We start from the raw sequence: 19,575 nt of genomic DNA, 5'->3' as shown, positions 1-19,575 counted from the left end.
TGTGGAACCGTAAAAATAATTAAAGCTTTGAAAATATAGAGGTAAACGAGGTGATACGCATCGCGTTTGTTAGAATTTCGGACTTAACTGAAATGAAATGTAACAGCAGAAGAAAGGCGATCAGGCAAAGAGATTATTCTGAAAGCGGAAGATATCCGCTGCGGTGTAATCGGTTCCAAATAACGCCGGGTGGCGGCTACGCCTTACCCGGCCTACAAAAGCTCCGTACCCCGTAGGTCGGGTAAGGCGTAGCCGCCACCCGACAAAAAAGGCCAGCCCGAAGGCTGGCCTTTTAAAGGCGATGTCAGTCGATTACTTCAGACCGGCAGCTTCACGCAGCAGGGCGGCTTTGTCGGTTTTTTCCCATGGGAAATGTTCACGACCAAAGTGACCGTATGCCGCGGTTTCTTTGTAGATCGGGTGCAGCAGATCCAGCATCTGAATCAGGCCGTATGGACGCAGGTCGAAGAACTCGCGCACCAGCAGCGTCAGCTGTTCTGAAGGCACTTTCTCGGTACCGAAGGTTTCAACCATGATGGAGGTTGGTTCAGCCACGCCGATAGCGTAGGAAACCTGGATCTCACAGCGGTCAGCCAGGCCGGCGGCAACGATGTTTTTTGCCACATAACGTGCCGCGTACGCCGCAGAACGGTCAACTTTAGACGGATCTTTACCGGAGAACGCACCGCCACCGTGACGCGCCATGCCGCCGTAGGTATCAACGATGATTTTACGACCGGTCAGACCGCAGTCACCCATTGGGCCGCCGATAACGAAGCGTCCGGTTGGGTTGATAAAGAATTTGGTCGCAGAGCTCAGCCATTCGGTCGGTAGAACCGGCTTGATGATCTCTTCCATCACTGCTTCCTGCAGGGATTTCTGATCGATATCTTCAGAGTGCTGGGTAGAAAGCACTACCGCGTCAATCCCAACGATTTTGCCGTCGTCATACTGGAAGGTGACCTGGCTTTTTGCATCCGGACGCAGCCACGGCAGGGTGCCGTTCTTACGCACTTCAGCCTGACGCTGCACCAGACGGTGTGCGTAGGTGACCGGTGCTGGCATCAGCACGTCGGTTTCGTTGGTTGCATAGCCGAACATCAGACCCTGGTCACCCGCGCCCTGTTCCAGCGGATCGGCACGGTCAACGCCCTGGTTGATGTCTGGAGACTGTTTGCCAATCGCGCTCAGTACCGCGCAGGAGTTGGCATCAAAGCCCATATCAGAATGCACATAGCCGATTTCACGCACCGTGTTACGGGTGATCTCTTCGATATCAACCCATGCGCTGGTGGTAATCTCACCGCCAACCAGAACCATGCCGGTTTTGACATAGGTTTCACACGCGACGCGCGCTTTTGGATCCTGCGCCAGGATCGCATCCAGCACCGCATCGGAGATTTGGTCAGCAATTTTATCAGGATGTCCTTCTGATACGGACTCGGACGTAAACAGGTGTTTTGCCATGTTTTATTTCACCTAAGAGGAATTTGGTTAGCTCAAGCTGCTGTGTGGAATAGCCAAAGGAGATAATTCTACCAAGGCCTGCAGGTTTTTGACACTGGCAGTATGAGTGTTAATCAGTATAGATGGATTAACATCTGGATGGCTATTTTAGGTCACTTCTTCGCCCGATTTCCAGTTTTTTTTGACTAACCTCTCACTCAGTTGAAATTGCTGCTGGCAATAATTCCTGACGGCCCCGGCAACACGCGCATTTTTGTTTTGCTTTTTAGCCCCCTTCTCGGTATAAAACGCGGCGCGCGGCTCATATAAAATAAGCGCTCGATGAACTCATCGTGTCGCCACTTCCAGCCGGGTTAAGCAGTGAACTTTTAGCTTTGGCTTGGGGTCCGTTTCAGCAGAGGCGGCCGTGGAGGTGATACGAGATAATGAACCATCGTTTTCCGCTAATTCAGCGCAGCCGTTCTGGCGCGTATTTGATTCCCGCAACCCGCATTTCTAGTCTGCAAACCTGCCGATGTTATACCCATCTCGGCGCTTCTCAGGATTCCAGGGCCGGTCACGCTTTGTGAAAACTGAACAAGGGCGCTCTTGTTAATACAAGAGTTTTCTCGTGGTTTCGCCGAACCTTGTCATACAGAGTTCGGATACGTGTTTTACAATGATATGAATAAGAAACCGGTCGCACGGTCTGGATTTCAGCATACTCTGCTGGGAAACGGAGCCGTTTATGGGTTGTTATCGCCGTATAACGCTGCGATAGTAGTCAACTGTTTTACACTTAATACAAAGAGTTGAGGTTCGCTATGTCTGACGACATGTCTTCTTTTTCGCCTTCGTCAGCGGGCGAACAGGGTGTACTACGTTCTATGCAGGAGGTTGCGATGAGCTCCGAGGAAGCCAGCAAGATGCTGCGCACTTACAATATTGCCTGGTGGGGCAATAACTACTACGACGTCAACGAACTGGGCCACATCAGCGTCTGCCCGGATCCGGACGTCCCTGAAGCGCGCGTGGACCTTGCTAAACTGGTGAAAGCCCGTGAAGCTCAGGGCCAGCGTTTGCCTGCACTGTTCTGCTTCCCGCAGATCCTGCAACATCGCCTGCGTTCTATTAACGCCGCCTTCAAGCGCGCGCGTGAGTCCTACGGCTATAAAGGCGACTACTTCCTGGTTTACCCAATCAAGGTAAACCAGCACCGCCGCGTGATTGAATCCCTGATCCACTCCGGTGAGCCGCTGGGGCTGGAAGCTGGCTCCAAAGCGGAGCTGATGGCGGTTCTGGCGCATGCGGGCATGACCCGTTCGGTGATCGTCTGTAACGGCTATAAAGACCGTGAATACATTCGTCTGGCACTGATTGGCGAGAAGATGGGCCACAAGGTCTATCTGGTTATCGAAAAGATGACCGAAATCGCCATCGTGCTGGAAGAGGCCGAGCGTCTGAACGTGGTGCCACGCCTTGGCGTGCGTGCGCGTCTGGCGTCACAGGGTTCCGGTAAATGGCAGTCCTCCGGCGGCGAAAAATCCAAGTTCGGCCTGGCGGCGAACCAGGTGCTGCAGCTGGTGGAAATCCTGCGCGAGCGCGGTCGTCTCGACAGCATTCAGCTGCTGCACTTCCACCTCGGCTCGCAGATGGCCAACATTCGCGACATCGCCACCGGCGTGCGTGAGTCAGCGCGTTTCTACGTTGAGCTGCACAAGCTTGGCGTGAACATTCAGTGCTTCGACGTGGGCGGCGGCCTGGGCGTGGACTACGAAGGGACCCGCTCGCAGTCGGACTGCTCCGTGAACTACGGCCTGAACGAATACGCGAACAATATCATCTGGGCGATCGGCGATGCCTGTGAAGAGAACGGCCTGCCGCACCCGACGGTAATCACCGAATCCGGCCGCGCGGTCACCGCGCACCATACGGTGCTGGTCTCTAACATCATCGGCGTTGAGCGTAGCGAAATCACCGAAGCGACGCCTCCGGCAGACGATGCCCCGCGTTCCCTGCAAAGCATGTGGGAAACCTGGCAGGAAATGCACGAGCCGGGCACGCGTCGTTCCCTGCGCGAATGGCTGCACGACAGCCAGATGGACCTGCATGATATCCACGTGGGGTATTCCTCAGGCACCTTCAGCCTGCAGGAGCGCGCGTGGGCGGAGCAGCTCTATCTGAACATGTGCCATGAAGTGCAGAAACAGCTCGACCCGAGCAACCGAGCGCACCGTCCGATTATCGACGAGCTGCAGGAGCGTATGGCGGATAAGATTTACGTCAACTTCTCGCTGTTCCAGTCAATGCCGGATGCCTGGGGTATCGACCAGCTGTTCCCGGTTCTGCCGCTGGAAGGGCTGAACCACGCCCCGGAACGTCGCGCGGTGCTGCTGGACATCACCTGTGACTCCGACGGTGCTATCGACCACTACGTTGACGGCGACGGTATCGCAACGACGATGCCAATGCCGGAGTACGACCCGGAGAACCCGCCGATGCTGGGCTTCTTTATGGTCGGCGCGTATCAGGAGATCCTCGGCAACATGCACAACCTGTTCGGTGATACCGAGGCGGTTGACGTGTTTGTCTTCCCTGACGGCAGCGTGGAAGTTGAGCTGTCTGACGAAGGGGATACCGTGGCGGACATGCTGGAATACGTTCAGCTGGATCCGAAAACCCTGCTGACGCAGTTCCGCGACCAGGTGAAAAACACCGGGCTGGACGATGCGCTGCAGCAGCAGTTCCTGGAAGAGTTTGAAGCGGGTCTGTACGGGTACACCTACCTGGAAGACGAGTAGGAAAACCTCCCTCTCCCTGTGGGAGAGGGGCGGGGTGAGGGCATCAGTCCGCACAATGCCCTATACTCACTTGAACCCGTATGCATTACCGGCGATAATTCGCCTCAATAAGCGATTTACGAATCAATCCCTTCCTCGTCGGGTTTAACGACGCGGAGGGGATTTTTTTTCATCTGTTTTTAATGTATCGACTTTAAAAGAGGTCAGGACATGAGCACTTTAGGTCATCAGTACGATAACTCTCTGGTATCTAACGCGTTTGGTTTTTTACGCCTTCCGATGAACTTCCAGCCGTACGACAGCGACGCGGACTGGGTGATCACTGGCGTGCCGTTCGATATGGCAACATCTGGCCGTGCGGGTGGTCGTCACGGCCCGGCGGCGATTCGTCAGGTTTCCACTAACCTGGCCTGGGAGCATAACCGCTTCCCGTGGAACTTCGACATGCGCGAGCGCCTGAACGTGGTGGACTGCGGTGACCTGGTGTATGCCTTTGGTGACGCGCGTGAGATGAGCGAAAAGCTGCAGGCGCACGCCGAGAAGCTGCTGGCTGCCGGTAAGCGCATGCTCTCCTTCGGCGGCGACCACTTCGTGACCCTGCCGCTGCTGCGTGCCCATGCCAAGCACTTCGGTAAAATGGCGCTGGTACACTTTGATGCGCATACCGACACCTACGCGAACGGCTGTGAGTTTGACCACGGCACCATGTTCTTCACCGCGCCGAACGAAGGTCTGATCGACCCGAACCACTCCGTGCAGATCGGTATTCGCACTGAGTTCGACAAAGATAACGGCTTCACCGTGCTGGATGCGGGCCAGGTTAACGATCGCGGCGTGGATGACATCCTCGCGCAGGTGAAGCAGATCGTGGGTGATATGCCTGTGTATCTGACCTTCGACATCGACTGCCTGGATCCGGCATTTGCACCGGGTACCGGTACGCCGGTGATCGGCGGCCTGACCTCAGACCGTGCTATCAAGCTGGTGCGCGGCCTGAAGGATCTGAACATTGTTGGGATGGACGTGGTGGAAGTGGCGCCTGCGTATGACCAGTCCGAAATCACTGCGCTGGCCGCAGCGACCCTGGCGCTGGAAATGCTCTACATCCAGGCTGCCAAAAAAGGCGAATAAGCCTCGCCTGACGTGAAAAAAACCTCTCCATGGAGAGGTTTTTTATTGCCTTTAGAACACGTTAAACGGGTATTCCACGTAAGCGCGGATCTCGTCCCCGCCCACGTTGTACTCGCTGGCGTTGCTGGAGACGCGCAGTACGGAATAGCGCAGTTTCAGTTTCAGATCCTTCGCCGGGCCATCCTGCACCTGGTACTGGATCTGGTTAAACCACTCGTGCTCTTTACCGTTGCTGGTTTCAGAGGTTTTGATGTTGTCCCCGCGCACGTAGGCGGTGGTCCAGCTCAGGCCCGGTAAACCAAGGCCGCCAAAGTCCAGACCGTAGGATGCCTGCCAGGAACGTTCATCTTCGCCGTTAAAATCAGACCAGTAGGAGTTCGCCAGCCAGATGGTGTTACCGCCGTCACCCACGCCGCCCTGGTCGCGATAGCCGCCATAGTTGTAGCCGGTGCTGCCGCTGCTCTGCTGGTAGGCCACTTTGAACGTGTGAATATCCCAGATGTAGCTCGCCGCCAGGCTCCAGATGGTGTTGCTGCGGCCCGTGTCGAGGCTGTCAGCGTAACCCTGGTCCAGACGGGAGTTATAGCCGTTGAAGTCGAGCACCAGCTGCTGCCCGGTGCTGAACGGCTGTTTGAAGTTCAGGCCCAGATACTGCTTGTTCATCACCTCTTCATTATGAGAAGCGTAAAGCGCGCCGCTGAACTGGTCGTTGAACTGGTAGCTTGCGCCGCCGAAGGAGAGGCTCTTCAGCCCGCTGTCGTGGCGGTCATCGCTTTTACGCTGCTCGTCGGTGAAGTAACCGGCGTTGATTTCCAGACCGTCGATCTCTTTTGAGGTCAACATAGCGCCGGTGTAGCTTTCAAACAGCAGGCGGGAACTGTCGGCATTGATGATAGGCAACTCAGGACGCTGATTCCCGTAGCTTAGCACGGTGTTCGATATGCGCATTTTGGCGGTTGCGCCAAACTTTGCCAGATCGGATTTTGCCCGGCCATCATCTTCCTGTTTAAAGAAGTCGATGCCGCCTGCGCCGCTTTTGCCTCGCCCGCCGTCCAGGCGCACGCCGTATTGAGCAATACCGTCCACACCAAAGCCCACCAGCCCTTCGGTATAGCCGGATGCAAACGTGGCGATGATCCCCTGACCCCATTCGGCTTTGTCCTGCTGGCCCTGATGGTAGTCGCGGCTGATATAGGCATTGCGTAAAAACAGATCCAGATGGCTGTCGTCAATAAAACCCTGACTGTCGGATTGCTGGCTTGCAGCGGCAGGTAATGCGGCAAATAAACTTAAAGCAATTAATGATAATTCTTTTTTCACGGAGGGAACGTCTCTGTCTGGATATATTAATTTGAATAACTGCGGAAGTGATAATTACCGGAAAAAGTGACCTTTGCAATAATTATGTGACCAGAAATTTCAATATGATAACGTAGATTTGGCGGGGCTTGCAGGGGTGTTATCGATATGTGCTGTTAAGTTAACAATTCATGCGAAATAAAAAGGAGGCAAAACTGCCTCCTTCTGAAATTATTTAATTCCGTCTGCGGCCATACGGTCGCGAATATGCTGTGCGCGCTCTTCTGAGGCTGGGTGATCGTCAAACATGGAGCTTTGACGTCCCGCTTCCAGTTTGGCCAGTTTTTCAAAGCTGGTGGCTAAACCTGATGGATTAATGCCGCGTTTGCGCAACAGATCGTAAGAGTAATCATCCGCTTCGGACTCCTGGCGCTGGGAGAACTGGGAGTTAACCAGCTTTTCACCTACGTCGCCAAGCTGCGACTGCGACAGGCTGCCAACGATACCGCCCGCTGAGGCCGCCGCTGCGCGGATGGCGTTGGTGCCTAAAGCAACCTGCATCCCTTTCTTCACGTGGCCCAGGGCAACGTGGCCCATTTCATGGCCGATGACCGCTTCCACTTCGTTGTCGGTCATCATGTCCATTAGCCCGCTATAGACGCGGATGCAGCCGTTCGCCATCGCGAAGGCGTTCACGTCTTTCGCCATGTACACCTTGTAGTTCACCGGCTGGCCGTTGATGTTATCGCCCAGCGCAGAAGCAATCTTATTCAGACGCTGCGTGTAGGTACTGTTAGCCGGCGCAAGCGTGGCTTTTCCGTCCATATCTTTACAGGCCTGGTCGCTCAGCGCTTTCACCTGCGCATCGCTCAGGGAATAGGCCTGGAAGGCCTCTGCGCCTGACGTCATCAGACCGTTAGAATCCATATTCTGACAGCCGCTCAGCAGGAGCGTTGTACCCAGGGCCAGCACTATTGCACGCATTTTCATGAGGTTGCTTCCGTACTCGTTAATCTGAATAAAATCCGAAAAGTGCACCGTCAGCGAAGCCGGTGTCGGGCTAAGTATAAGGAATATCGACAGAGCCGGGCGAGTAGATTGCGCAACATGCGAGCATGATCCAGAGATTTCTTAACAAGCAAAAGAATGCTCCATGTACATGACTTGCGGCTTGGGTTACATTGTTGGCACTTTTTTCCGGCGTAGCCCAAAACGCGCTGTCGTCAAGGGCATGGCCTTTAACAGTCCGATCTGGAGTTAAAATGTCCTCACGTAAAGAGCTTGCTAATGCTATTCGTGCGCTGAGCATGGACGCAGTACAGAAAGCCAAATCCGGCCACCCAGGGGCCCCTATGGGTATGGCTGATATCGCCGAAGTCCTGTGGCGCGATTTCCTGAACCACAACCCGCAGAACCCGTCATGGGCTGACCGCGACCGTTTCGTACTGTCTAACGGCCACGGCTCTATGCTGATCTATAGCCTGCTGCACCTCACCGGCTACGATCTGCCAATTGAAGAGCTGAAAAACTTCCGTCAGCTGCACTCTAAAACTCCAGGTCACCCGGAAGTGGGCTACACCGCTGGCGTAGAAACCACCACCGGTCCGCTGGGTCAGGGTATTGCTAACGCTGTGGGTATGGCGATTGCTGAGAAGACGCTGGCGGCGCAGTTCAACCGTCCTGGTCACGACATCGTTGACCACTTCACCTATGCGTTCATGGGCGACGGCTGCATGATGGAAGGCATTTCTCACGAAGTGTGCTCCCTGGCAGGTACCCTGAAGCTGGGCAAACTGGTTGCGTTCTATGACGACAACGGTATTTCCATCGACGGTCACGTTGAAGGCTGGTTCACCGACGACACCGCTAAACGTTTCGAAGCCTACGGCTGGCACGTTGTGCGTGGCGTTGATGGCCACGATGCTGACTCGATTAAACGTGCGGTAGAAGAAGCGCGCGCGGTGACGGACAAGCCGTCCCTGCTGATGTGCAAAACCATCATCGGCTTCGGTTCGCCGAACAAAGCGGGTACGCACGACTCCCACGGCGCGCCGCTGGGCGACGCGGAAATCGCACTGACCCGCGAAGCGCTGGGCTGGAAACACCCTGCATTCGAAATCCCATCTGAGATCTACGCTCAGTGGGATGCAAAAGAAGTGGGCCAGGCGAAAGAAGCGGCCTGGAACGAGAAGTTCGCTGCTTACGCGAAAGCGTTCCCGCAGGAAGCGGCTGAATTCACCCGTCGTATGAAAGGCGACATGCCGTCCGACTTCGACGCGAAAGCGAACGAGTTCATCGCTAAGCTGCAGGCGAACCCGTCTAAAATCGCGAGCCGTAAAGCGTCTCAGAATGCGATTGAAGCGTTCGGTCCTCTGCTGCCTGAATTCCTCGGCGGCTCCGCTGACCTGGCGCCATCTAACCTGACCCTGTGGTCCGGTTCTAAGCCAATCAACGAAGATACTGCCGGTAACTACATCCATTACGGTGTACGTGAATTCGGTATGACTGCGATTGCCAACGGTATCTCCCTGCACGGTGGTTTCCTGCCGTACACCTCTACCTTCCTGATGTTCGTTGAATATGCACGTAACGCCGTGCGTATGGCCGCGCTGATGAAACAGCGTCAGGTGATGGTCTACACCCACGACTCCATCGGTCTGGGCGAAGACGGTCCAACTCACCAGCCGGTAGAGCAGGTGGCTTCCCTGCGCGTGACCCCAAACATGAGCACATGGCGTCCGTGTGACCAGGTTGAATCCGCGGTAGCGTGGAAATACGGCGTTGAGCGTCAGGACGGTCCAACCGCGCTGATCCTCTCCCGTCAGAACCTGGCACAGCAGGAGCGTACCCCTGAGCAGCTGGCGAACATCGCTCGCGGTGGTTACGTGCTGAAAGATAGCGCGGGCCAGCCAGAGCTGATCTTCATCGCCACCGGTTCTGAAGTTGAACTGGCTGTGGCAGCGTGGGAAAAACTGACTGCCGAAGGCGTGAAGGCGCGCGTGGTCTCCATGCCGTCTACCGACGCGTTCGACAAGCAGGATGCCGCTTACCGTGAATCCGTGCTGCCTAAAGCGGTTTCCGCTCGCGTGGCAGTGGAAGCGGGTATCGCTGACTACTGGTTCAAATACGTGGGCCTGAACGGCGCTATCGTCGGTATGACCACCTTCGGTGAGTCTGCTCCGGCAGAGCAGTTGTTCGAAGAGTTCGGCTTCACCGTTGAGAACGTTGTCGCGAAAGCGAAAGAACTGCTGTAATCGTTTGTACGGTGCGGGCTGATGCCCTCACCCCAGCCCTCTCCCACTGGGAGAGGGTGCAAACACTAAAAACGGTAACCTCTCGGTTACCGTTTTGCTTTTACCTCGCCGTAAATTATTCCACCTAAAATGTGACGCAAGTCATATAGCTCGCTTATTCATCTGGACAGACATTCCTTTTATTCCCCGATTCGCTTATTCTTGCTGAAGCGTTTCAGTCGATTAAATGTTCGACAATTGACCAATCAATCGCAGTTTGTGACAGCAAGGATTCCCCTTCGGGCGTAGCTGGATTACTCTTTCAGCCACCTCAAACTCAGGGATTGCTTTGCAGGAGATCTATGACCGTACGCGTAGCGATTAATGGCTTCGGTCGCATCGGACGTAATGTGGTTCGTGCTTTGTATGAATCCGGACGTCGGGCGGAAATAACCGTGGTGGCAATCAATGAACTGGCGGATGCCACGGGCATGGCGCATTTGTTGAAATATGACACCAGCCACGGACGCTTTGCCTGGGATGTGCGCCAGGAAAGAGATCAGCTCTTTGTGGGTGACGACGCTATTCGTGTGCTGCATGAGAACAGCATCTCCGGGCTACCCTGGCGTGAACTGGGTGTGGATGTGGTGCTTGACTGTACCGGTGTCTACGGCAACCGCGAACATGGCGAAGCGCATCTGGCTGCCGGCGCGAAAAAAGTCCTGTTTTCTCATCCCGGCAGTAACGACCTCGACGCGACCGTCGTGTTTGGCGTCAACCAGCATGAGCTGCAGGCCGAACACCGCATTGTTTCCAACGCCTCCTGTACCACCAACTGCATTATTCCGGTCATCAAACTGTTAGACGATGCGTATGGCATTGAATCCGGCACCGTGACCACGATTCACTCCGCCATGCACGATCAGCAGGTTATCGACGCCTACCATCCGGATTTACGACGCACTCGCGCGGCGAGCCAGTCAATCATTCCGGTGGATACGAAACTGGCGGCAGGGATCACCCGAATTTTTCCGCAGTTTAATGACCGGTTTGAAGCGATTGCCGTGCGTGTTCCAACGATTAACGTCACTGCAATCGACCTTAGCGTGACGGTGAAAAAACCGGTAAAAGCCTGTGAAGTCAACCTGTTGCTGCAAAAAGCGGCACAGGGTGCATTTCATGGTATAGTTGACTATACGGAATTACCGTTGGTCTCAGTAGATTTTAACCACGACCCGCACAGTGCCATCGTTGATGGCACGCAAACGAGGGTTAGTGGTGCACACCTTATCAAGACGCTGGTCTGGTGTGATAACGAATGGGGCTTTGCTAACCGAATGCTCGACACCACGTTAGCAATGGCCGCTCAAGGTTTCAGGTAAGACGCATCGTGCGTCTGCAAAACTTTAAGAATCAACGAGAGGATTCACCATGTCTGTAATTAAGATGACCGATCTGGATCTGGCTGGTAAACGCGTTTTCATCCGTGCCGATCTGAACGTACCGGTTAAAGATGGCAAAGTGACCAGCGACGCGCGTATCCGTGCATCTCTGCCAACCATCGAACTGGCTCTGAAGCAGGGCGCGAAAGTGATGGTCACCTCCCACCTGGGTCGTCCAACTGAAGGCGAGTACAACGAAGAGTTCTCTCTGCTGCCAGTGGTTAATTACCTGAAAGACAAACTGTCCAACCCGGTTCGCCTGGTGAAAGATTACCTGGACGGCGTTGACGTTGCAGCCGGTGAACTGGTTGTTCTGGAAAACGTTCGCTTCAACAAAGGCGAAAAGAAAGACGACGAAACCCTGTCCAAAAAATATGCTGCACTGTGCGACGTATTCGTGATGGATGCCTTCGGTACGGCTCACCGTGCACAGGCTTCAACCCACGGTATCGGTAAATTCGCAGACGTAGCGTGTGCCGGTCCTCTGCTGGCTGACGAACTGGAAGCGCTGGGTAAAGCACTGAAAGAACCTGCTCGTCCAATGGTGGCTATCGTTGGTGGTTCTAAAGTTTCTACCAAACTGACCGTTCTGGATTCCCTGTCTAAAATCGCTGACCAGCTGATCGTTGGCGGTGGTATCGCGAACACCTTCGTTGCCGCTCAGGGCCACAACGTGGGTAAATCCCTGTACGAAGCAGATCTGGTTGACGAAGCCAAACGCCTGCTGAGCACCTGCGATATCCCGGTTCCAACTGACGTTCGCGTCGCGACCGAGTTCTCCGAAACCGCAACCGCGACTCTGAAGTCTGTAAACGACATCAAAGATGAAGAGCAGATTCTGGACCTGGGCGACGTTTCTGCACAGAAACTGGCTGAAATCCTCAAAAACGCAAAAACTATCCTGTGGAACGGTCCGGTAGGCGTGTTCGAATTCCCGAACTTCCGCAAAGGGACTGAAATCGTTGCTAACGCTATCGCAGACAGCGAAGCGTTCTCTATCGCAGGCGGTGGTGACACCCTGGCAGCAATCGACCTGTTCGGTATCGCTGACAAGATCTCCTACATCTCCACTGGTGGCGGCGCATTCCTCGAATTCGTGGAAGGCAAAGTACTGCCAGCAGTAGCAATGCTCGAAGAGCGCGCTAAGAAGTAAGCCATTCAAGGGCAGGGAAACCTGCCCAATTTTCAGCGCGCTTTTAAGAGCTCGCACCTTTTCTAACGGCCGAAGATACAGGACTAAGCAACATGTCTAAAATTTTTGATTTCGTAAAACCTGGCGTTATCACTGGTGATGACGTACAGAAAGTGTTCCAGGTAGCTAAAGAAAACAACTTCGCTCTGCCAGCAGTTAACTGCGTGGGTACCGACTCCATCAACGCCGTACTGGAAACTGCTGCTAAAGTTAAAGCTCCAGTTATCGTTCAGTTCTCTAACGGCGGCGCTGCGTTCATCGCAGGTAAAGGCGTGAAAACTGACATTCCTCAGGGTGCTGCAATCCTGGGCGCTATCTCTGGTGCGCACCACGTTCACCAGATGGCTGAGCACTACGGTGTTCCAGTTATCCTGCACACTGACCACTGCGCGAAGAAACTGCTGCCGTGGATCGACGGTCTGCTGGACGCGGGTGAAAAACACTTCGCGGCAACCGGTAAGCCACTGTTCTCTTCTCACATGATCGACCTGTCTGAAGAGTCACTGCACGAAAACATCGAAATCTGCTCTAAGTACCTGGCGCGCATGGCCAAAATGGACATGACCCTGGAAATCGAACTGGGTTGCACCGGTGGTGAAGAAGACGGCGTGGACAACAGCCACATGGACGCTTCTGCACTGTACACCCAGCCAGAAGACGTTGATTACGCTTACACCGAGCTGAGTAAAATCAGCCCACGCTTCACCATTGCAGCGTCCTTCGGTAACGTACACGGCGTTTACAAACCAGGCAACGTGGTTCTGACCCCAACCATCCTGCGTGATTCTCAGGAATACGTTTCCAAGAAACACAACCTGCCGCACAACAGCCTGAACTTCGTCTTCCACGGCGGTTCCGGTTCTTCTGCTCAGGAAATCAAAGACTCCGTAAGCTACGGCGTAGTGAAAATGAACATCGATACCGACACCCAGTGGGCAACATGGGACGGTATCCTGCAGTACTACAAAGCGAACGAAGCTTACCTGCAGGGCCAGCTGGGCAACCCGAAAGGCGAAGACCAGCCGAACAAGAAATACTACGATCCACGCGTATGGCTGCGCGCTGCCCAGACGTCCATGGTGACCCGTCTGGAGCAGGCTTTCAAAGAACTGAACGCGATCGACGTTCTGTAATTTGAGCTGCTAACAGCATCAGAAGGCCCGCAAATGCGGGCCTTTTTTTATGCTTTTTCAATACCCTGCCGGACCGGTTTTTGTGATCTGTTTGGCAATACTTGCGCTTTTTGTTTACCCTTTACGGACCTGCCTGTCTCCATGGGGGATGGATTTTGTGTTTTGGTTTAACAAAAGGAAGAATAAATGGAACAACTCGATGTTGTAGACAGCATCAATAACGCCGGTAACTGGCTGGTGCGCAACCAGGCGTTGCTGCTGAGTTATGCGGTTAATATTGTAGCAGCCATTGCGATCATCATCGTCGGGATGATCGTGGCGCGTATCGTATCTAACGCGGTTAACCGCGTCATGCTGGCCCGTCACATTGACGCCACGGTGGCTGACTTCCTCTCCGCACTGGTGCGTTACGGCATTATCGCCTTTACGCTGATTGCGGCGCTGGGCCGCGTGGGCGTGCAGACCGCCTCCGTCATTGCCGTTCTCGGTGCCGCCGGTCTGGCCATTGGTCTGGCGCTGCAGGGCTCGCTTTCAAACCTGGCGGCAGGCGTTTTGCTGGTCACCTTCCGTCCGTTCCGCTCCGGCGAATACGTTGACCTTGGTGGCATTGCCGGGACCGTGCTGCAGGTGCAGATTTTCTCAACGACCATGCGTACCGTCGATGGCCGCATCGTGGTCGTGCCGAACGGGAAAATCATCGCGGGCAACATCATTAACTTCTCCCGTGAGCCGGTGCGTCGTAATGAGCTGATTATCAGCGTGGCGTACGACTCCGATATCGATCAGGTGAAGTCGCTGATTAGCAACATCATTGCTTCAGACGATCGCATTCTGAAAGACAAAGAGCAGACGGTTCGCCTGAACGAACTGGGCGCGTCCTCCATTAACTTCGTGGTGCGTATCTGGAGCAAGAGCAGCGATCTGCAAAACGTGTACTGGGACGTGCTGGAACGCATTAAGCGCGACTTCGACGCCAACGGCATCAGCTTCCCGTACCCGCAGATGGACGTAAACGTCAAAAAAGTTAAAGAAGCAGAATAACATCACCCGTAGGCCCGGTAAGCGTTAGCGCCACCGGGCTTTATTTTTATAAGCTCCGCTAATACCCAATTAAAATTATCCATTTCCTCTAATGTGATTCGCGCAGTATAGTCGGCTTCCAGAACAACACTGCGAGAAAATCGTCATGCTATCTTATTATTTTCAAGGGCTTGCATTAGGCGCGGCCATGATCCTTCCGCTCGGCCCGCAAAATGCGTTCGTGATGAATCAGGGCATCCGCCGCCAGTATCATCTGATGATTGCCCTGCTGTGCGCGGTAAGCGATTTACTGCTGATCTGTGCCGGGATTTTTGGCGGCAGCGCATTGCTGATGCAGTCTCCCTGGCTGCTGGCGCTGGTCACCTGGGGCGGCGTGGCGTTTCTGCTCTGGTACGGTTTTGGTGCCCTGAAAACGGCAATGAGCAGCAACCTCGAACTGGCGAGCGCGGAGGTCATGAAGCAGGGCCGCTGGAAGATTATCGTCACCATGCTGGCGGTCACCTGGCTTAATCCGCATGTTTATCTGGACACCTTTGTGGTGCTGGGCAGCCTGGGCGGACAGCTGGACGTAGAGCCGAAACGCTGGTTTGCGCTCGGTACGGTCAGCGCCTCGTTCCTCTGGTTCTTCGGTCTCGCCATTCTTGCGGCATGGCTGGCACCCCGTCTGCGTACAGCCAAAGCCCAGCGCATCATTAATACCCTGGTAGGGCTGGTGATGTGGTTTATTGCCTTTCAGCTGGCAAAAGAGGGGATTCACCACGTTCAGGAATTGTTCAACTAATCCTTGTCTTATGGACAACTGAATAAGACCCGCTAAGCTTGCTGGCATGCGCCCTGTTAATGGGCACTCTTCGCAACATGGAGGAATAACAGTGAAGTTTAAGGTGATGGCCCTGGCGGCATTAGTAAGTTTTGGTGCGGTTTCGGTGCAGGCAAGTGAACTGCCGGATGGTCCGCACATCGTCACGTCTGGCACCGCAAGCGTGGACGCGGTACCCGATGTTGCAACCCTGGCAATTGAAGTCAATGTGGCGGCGAAAGATGCGGCGACGGCCAAGAAGCAGGCTGACGATCGCGTTGCGCAATACCTCTCTTTCCTCGAGCAGAACGGTGTCGGTAAAAAAGATATCAACTCCGCGAACCTGCGTACTCAACCCGATTACGACTACCAGAATGGTAAAAGCATCCTGAAGGGCTACCGCGCCGTGCGTACCGTTGAAGTGACCGTACGTCAGCTGGATAAGCTTAACTCGCTGCTGGATGGTGCGCTGAAGGCGGGTCTGAACGAAATTCGTTCCGTGTCGCTGGGCGTTGCGCAACCGGAGAAATACAAGGACGAAGCGCGTAAAGCGGCGATTGATGATGCCATTCACCAGGCGGAACAGCTGGCTTCTGGCTTTAAGAGCAAGCTCGGCCCGGTTTACAGCGTGCGTTACCACGTCTCTAACTACCAGCCAAGCCCGATGGTACGGATGATGAAGGCTGATGCAGCCCCGGTGTCCGCTCAGGAAACTTACGAGCAGCCAACCATTCAGTTCGACGATCAGGTGGATGTGGTCTTCCAGCTGGAACCCGTTGCAGCACAGCCGAAACCGGCTCAGTAATCTGTAGGCCGGGTAAGGCGAAGCCGCCACCCGGCTTATTTTTTAATCCTGTCTCAACACCTTGTGCCCGTACGCCAGCAGCGCGTCAGTGACGTTGCGCATCATCCGGCTTTCCGGCGCAAAACGGTGCCAGTAGAGCATCCGACGCTGATACAGCCCCGGCGTTAAGTCAATCAGCTCACCGCTTTTCAATTCTTTCTCAATCTGCAGATGCGGGATCATGCAGCAGGTGGTGCCCTGACGCGCAAGCTGCACGAAGGCTTCAGACGAGTTAACGATATGGCACGGCACGCTGCCCGGCGGCAGATCGAAGTTTTGCTGCAGGAACGCCTGATGCATATCATCCAGATGGTCGAACGCCACGGCAGGGGCTTTCAGCAGCGCCGCGCGGGTGACGCCGTTCGGGAAGTAGCGCTCGGCAAAGGCTTTTGAACCCACAAACAGGTAATCCAGTGCGCCTAACTGATCGACAAGGCAGCTTGGCAACGCCTGAGGCTGGATACTGACTGCCCCAACCACTTCACCGCGACGCAGGCGCTCCTGGGTTCGCGTTTCATCTTCAACCTGTAAATTCAGGCGGATAGGGGAGTCAGCTAATACCGGCGCCAGGGCCGGCAGCAGCCAGGTCGCCAGACTGTCGGCGTTGACCGCCAGAGAGAGCAGCAGCGGCGTAGAGCCCGTTTGTTCGTCACCCAGCCACTCGTCTTCCAGCAGTTCAACCTGGCGCAGCAGGGCGAGGAGCTTTTGTCCCTGCTCGGTTGGCCGTGGCGGCACGGTACGCACCAGCAGCGGCTGGCCGAACATATTTTCAAGCTGTTTGATACGCTGTGATACGGCGGACTGCGTGATGCAAAGCTTTTGCGCCGCGCGCTCAAAACCTCGTTCACGAATAACTGCATCAAGTGCCTGTAGTGTTCTGTAGTCCGGACGTTTCATTGCTCTGGCTGGCTCCTTAATTTTGCTTATTCTGCACTATGACACAATTTTCCCTTTGTGGCAGACGAATTCCATTCGACGTGTTCTATAATGCGCCCTGAGTTTTCACACCACAGGCAAAACGATCATGACGCAGGATGAACTGAAAAAAGCAGTAGGATGGGCCGCTCTCCAGTACGTACAGCCGGGTACCATTGTCGGTGTCGGTACGGGATCAACCGCGGCACACTTTATCGATGCGCTGGGCACGATGAAGGGGCAGATCGAGGGCGCGGTTTCCAGCTCTGATGCTTCCACGGAAAAGCTGAAAAGCCTCGGCATTACCGTTTTCGATCTCAACGAAGTGGATCGTCTGGGGATTTACGTTGATGGCGCGGATGAAATCAACGGCCACATGCAGATGATCAAAGGCGGCGGCGCGGCGCTGACGCGCGAAAAAATCATCGCCTCCGTTGCGGACAAGTTTATCTGCATCGCAGACGCCTCCAAGCAGGTCGACATTCTGGGCAATTTCCCGCTGCCGGTCGAAGTGATCCCGATGGCGAGTAGCGCGGTTGCCCGTCAGCTGGTGAAGCTGGGCGGTCGTCCGGAATATCGTCAGGGCGTAGTCACCGACAACGGTAACGTGATCCTCGACGTTCACGGTCTGGAAATTCTCGACGCGATTGCGCTGGAAAATGCCATCAACGCTATCCCAGGCGTAGTGACCGTAGGGCTATTCGCCAATCGTGGCGCGGATGTGGCACTGATCGGCACCGCTGACGGCGTGAAAACCATCGTAAAATGATCTGACGGGGGGAGTCCTCCCCCCGCTAAAAAATTTTTGAAAAGCTAAATTCGGTGACTTGTGTCACGTTTTTGAGCCTCTTTTGCCGATCCTGCCGCGTTTGTAAATTTCCATAGCATTTTCCTCTGACATTTTGCTCTGTATGACTTTTCTTCAGAGTGCCGACGCAAACGTTCATATTGCTGCAATAGTTTTTTTTGATATGTTGGCTACAGCGGATTCATATCCAGCACAACATCAGTTCAGACAAAAACAGGGTCGGGTAAATGGCAAAGGTATCACTGGAGAAAGACAAGATTAAATTCCTGCTGGTCGAGGGCGTGCATCAAAAAGCAATCGATAGCCTTCGTGCGGCAGGTTACACCAACATCGAATTTCACAAAGGGGCGCTCGATACCGAAGAGCTGAAAGCGTCCATCCGTGATGCCCACTTCATTGGCCTGCGATCCCGTACTCACCTGACTGAAGACGTTATTGCTGCGGCGGAAAAGCTGGTGGCTATCGGCTGCTTCTGCATCGGTACCAACCAGGTTGACCTGAATGCTGCTGCCAGACGCGGTATTCCCGTCTTCAACGCCCCATTCTCCAACACCCGTTCCGTGGCGGAGCTGGTGATTGGCGAACTGCTGCTGCTGCTGCGCGGCATTCCAGAAGCGAACGCCAAAGCGCACCGCGGTGTGTGGAACAAGCTGGCGTCTGGCTCCTATGAAGCGCGTGGTAAAAAGCTGGGGATTATCGGCTACGGCCATATCGGTACGCAGCTCGGTATTCTGGCGGAATCCCTGGGTATGCATGTGTTTTTCTACGATATCGAAAGCAAGCTGCCGCTGGGTAACGCCACCCAGGTTCAACACCTCTCTGATCTGCTGAACATGAGCGACGTGGTGAGCCTCCACGTGCCGGAAAATGCGTCCACCAAAAACATGATGGGCGCGAAAGAGCTGGCGCTGATGAAGCCGGGCTCACTGCTGATTAACGCCGCGCGCGGCACGGTTGTCGATATCCCGGCTCTGGCTGATGCGCTGAAGCGTAAGCACCTGGCGGGCGCGGCCATTGACGTGTTCCCGACGGAGCCAGCCACCAACAGCGATCCGTTTACCTCTCCGCTGTGCGAGTTCGACAACGTGATCCTGACGCCACACATCGGCGGTTCTACCCAGGAAGCGCAGGAGAATATCGGTCTGGAAGTGGCGGGTAAACTGAGCAAATACTCCGACAACGGTTCTACGCTCTCTGCCGTGAACTTCCCGGAAGTGTCGCTGCCGCTGCACGGCGGTCGTCGTCTGCTGCATATCCACGAAAACCGTCCGGGCGTTCTGACCGCGATCAACCAGATCTTTGCCGAGCAGGGCGTCAACATCGCCGCGCAGTATCTGCAAACGAACTCGCAGATGGGTTATGTGGTCATTGATATCGAAGCGGATGACGATGTTGCCGAGAAAGCGTTGCTGAGCATGAAGTCTATTGCGGGGACGATTCGCGCGCGTCTGCTGTACTGATGGTGCGAGGTAAATGCAAAACGGTAACGAT

The 19,575-nt window shown here is 54.8% G+C and carries 17 protein-coding genes; 13 read left to right on the top strand and 4 right to left on the bottom strand.

Annotation, left to right across the window (positions count from 1 at the left end):
• Window positions 1–312 precede the first annotated feature (312 nt).
• Window positions 313–1,467: a methionine adenosyltransferase gene (gene metK, locus AC4IC4_RS19000; RefSeq protein WP_010435443.1), complete on the bottom strand. Its 1,155-nt coding sequence runs from the start codon at window positions 1,465–1,467 to the stop codon at window positions 313–315.
• Between the two features lie 425 nt (window positions 1,468–1,892).
• Here metK and AC4IC4_RS18995 point away from each other — a divergent pair, with 425 nt between their 5' ends.
• The 4 genes from AC4IC4_RS18995 to speB all read left to right on the top strand — a co-directional run bounded on the left by AC4IC4_RS18995 (window position 1,893) and on the right by speB (window position 5,378).
• A complete protein-coding gene (locus AC4IC4_RS18995) occupies window positions 1,893–2,036 on the top strand; it encodes a hypothetical protein (protein WP_419716730.1) in 144 nt (47 codons plus the stop codon).
• 94 nt (window positions 2,037–2,130) lie between these two features.
• Window positions 2,131–2,262 (top strand): acid stress response protein YqgB, encoded by a 132-nt coding sequence (gene yqgB, locus AC4IC4_RS18990; RefSeq protein WP_127312443.1) that lies wholly within the window; start codon window positions 2,131–2,133, stop codon window positions 2,260–2,262.
• A gap of 8 nt (window positions 2,263–2,270) precedes the next feature.
• The gene (speA, locus tag AC4IC4_RS18985; RefSeq protein WP_024906561.1) at window positions 2,271–4,247 is read left to right on the top strand and encodes a biosynthetic arginine decarboxylase; all 1,977 of its coding nucleotides are present in this window, start codon (window positions 2,271–2,273) and stop codon (window positions 4,245–4,247) included.
• Between the two features lie 210 nt (window positions 4,248–4,457).
• Window positions 4,458–5,378, top strand: a complete 921-nt coding sequence (gene speB / locus AC4IC4_RS18980) for an agmatinase (RefSeq protein WP_008499737.1) — start codon at window positions 4,458–4,460, stop codon at window positions 5,376–5,378.
• A gap of 51 nt (window positions 5,379–5,429) precedes the next feature.
• Here speB and AC4IC4_RS18975 read toward each other — a convergent pair whose 3' ends face one another.
• Complete coding sequence (locus tag AC4IC4_RS18975) at window positions 5,430–6,698, bottom strand: OprD family outer membrane porin (protein WP_491471691.1); 1,269 nt, start codon at window positions 6,696–6,698, stop codon at window positions 5,430–5,432.
• Window positions 6,699–6,908: 210 nt separating this feature from the next.
• Entirely contained in the window at window positions 6,909–7,667 is a 759-nt protein-coding gene (gene loiP, locus AC4IC4_RS18970) for a metalloprotease LoiP (protein ID WP_021242066.1), read from the bottom strand.
• 272 nt (window positions 7,668–7,939) lie between these two features.
• Between loiP and tkt the strand changes: the two genes are divergently transcribed.
• From tkt to AC4IC4_RS18935, 7 genes are all read left to right on the top strand, one after another.
• Complete coding sequence (gene tkt, locus AC4IC4_RS18965; RefSeq protein ID WP_032650139.1) at window positions 7,940–9,931, top strand: transketolase; 1,992 nt, start codon at window positions 7,940–7,942, stop codon at window positions 9,929–9,931.
• Window positions 9,932–10,272: 341 nt separating this feature from the next.
• Complete coding sequence (epd, locus tag AC4IC4_RS18960; protein WP_023333324.1) at window positions 10,273–11,292, top strand: erythrose-4-phosphate dehydrogenase; 1,020 nt, start codon at window positions 10,273–10,275, stop codon at window positions 11,290–11,292.
• Between the two features lie 49 nt (window positions 11,293–11,341).
• Window positions 11,342–12,505 (top strand): phosphoglycerate kinase, encoded by a 1,164-nt coding sequence (gene pgk / locus AC4IC4_RS18955; RefSeq protein ID WP_024906565.1) that lies wholly within the window; start codon window positions 11,342–11,344, stop codon window positions 12,503–12,505.
• A 92-nt stretch (window positions 12,506–12,597) separates the two neighbouring features.
• A complete protein-coding gene (gene fbaA, locus AC4IC4_RS18950; protein ID WP_008499731.1) occupies window positions 12,598–13,677 on the top strand; it encodes a class II fructose-bisphosphate aldolase in 1,080 nt (359 codons plus the stop codon).
• A gap of 186 nt (window positions 13,678–13,863) precedes the next feature.
• Window positions 13,864–14,718 carry a small-conductance mechanosensitive channel MscS gene (mscS, locus tag AC4IC4_RS18945; protein ID WP_024906566.1) on the top strand — a complete coding sequence of 285 codons (855 nt, stop codon included), beginning with the start codon at window positions 13,864–13,866 and terminating at the stop codon, window positions 14,716–14,718.
• A 145-nt stretch (window positions 14,719–14,863) separates the two neighbouring features.
• Window positions 14,864–15,499: an arginine exporter ArgO gene (argO, locus tag AC4IC4_RS18940; protein WP_021242063.1), complete on the top strand. Its 636-nt coding sequence runs from the start codon at window positions 14,864–14,866 to the stop codon at window positions 15,497–15,499.
• Between the two features lie 91 nt (window positions 15,500–15,590).
• A complete protein-coding gene (locus AC4IC4_RS18935) occupies window positions 15,591–16,322 on the top strand; it encodes an oxidative stress defense protein (protein ID WP_008499728.1) in 732 nt (243 codons plus the stop codon).
• 42 nt (window positions 16,323–16,364) lie between these two features.
• On the opposite strand, the gene argP is transcribed toward AC4IC4_RS18935, so the two are convergent.
• Complete coding sequence (gene argP, locus AC4IC4_RS18930; RefSeq protein ID WP_008499727.1) at window positions 16,365–17,258, bottom strand: DNA-binding transcriptional regulator ArgP; 894 nt, start codon at window positions 17,256–17,258, stop codon at window positions 16,365–16,367.
• Window positions 17,259–17,385: 127 nt separating this feature from the next.
• Here argP and rpiA point away from each other — a divergent pair, with 127 nt between their 5' ends.
• Together rpiA and serA are read left to right on the top strand one after the other, a co-directional pair.
• Window positions 17,386–18,045 carry a ribose-5-phosphate isomerase RpiA gene (gene rpiA / locus AC4IC4_RS18925; protein WP_491471690.1) on the top strand — a complete coding sequence of 220 codons (660 nt, stop codon included), beginning with the start codon at window positions 17,386–17,388 and terminating at the stop codon, window positions 18,043–18,045.
• A 266-nt stretch (window positions 18,046–18,311) separates the two neighbouring features.
• The gene (gene serA / locus AC4IC4_RS18920) at window positions 18,312–19,544 is read left to right on the top strand and encodes a phosphoglycerate dehydrogenase (RefSeq protein ID WP_491471689.1); all 1,233 of its coding nucleotides are present in this window, start codon (window positions 18,312–18,314) and stop codon (window positions 19,542–19,544) included.
• Window positions 19,545–19,575 lie beyond the last annotated feature (31 nt).

The organism is Enterobacter sp. Taxon_2 (assembly GCF_058355295.1).
This window is presented reverse-complemented; position numbering and strand designations above follow the sequence as displayed.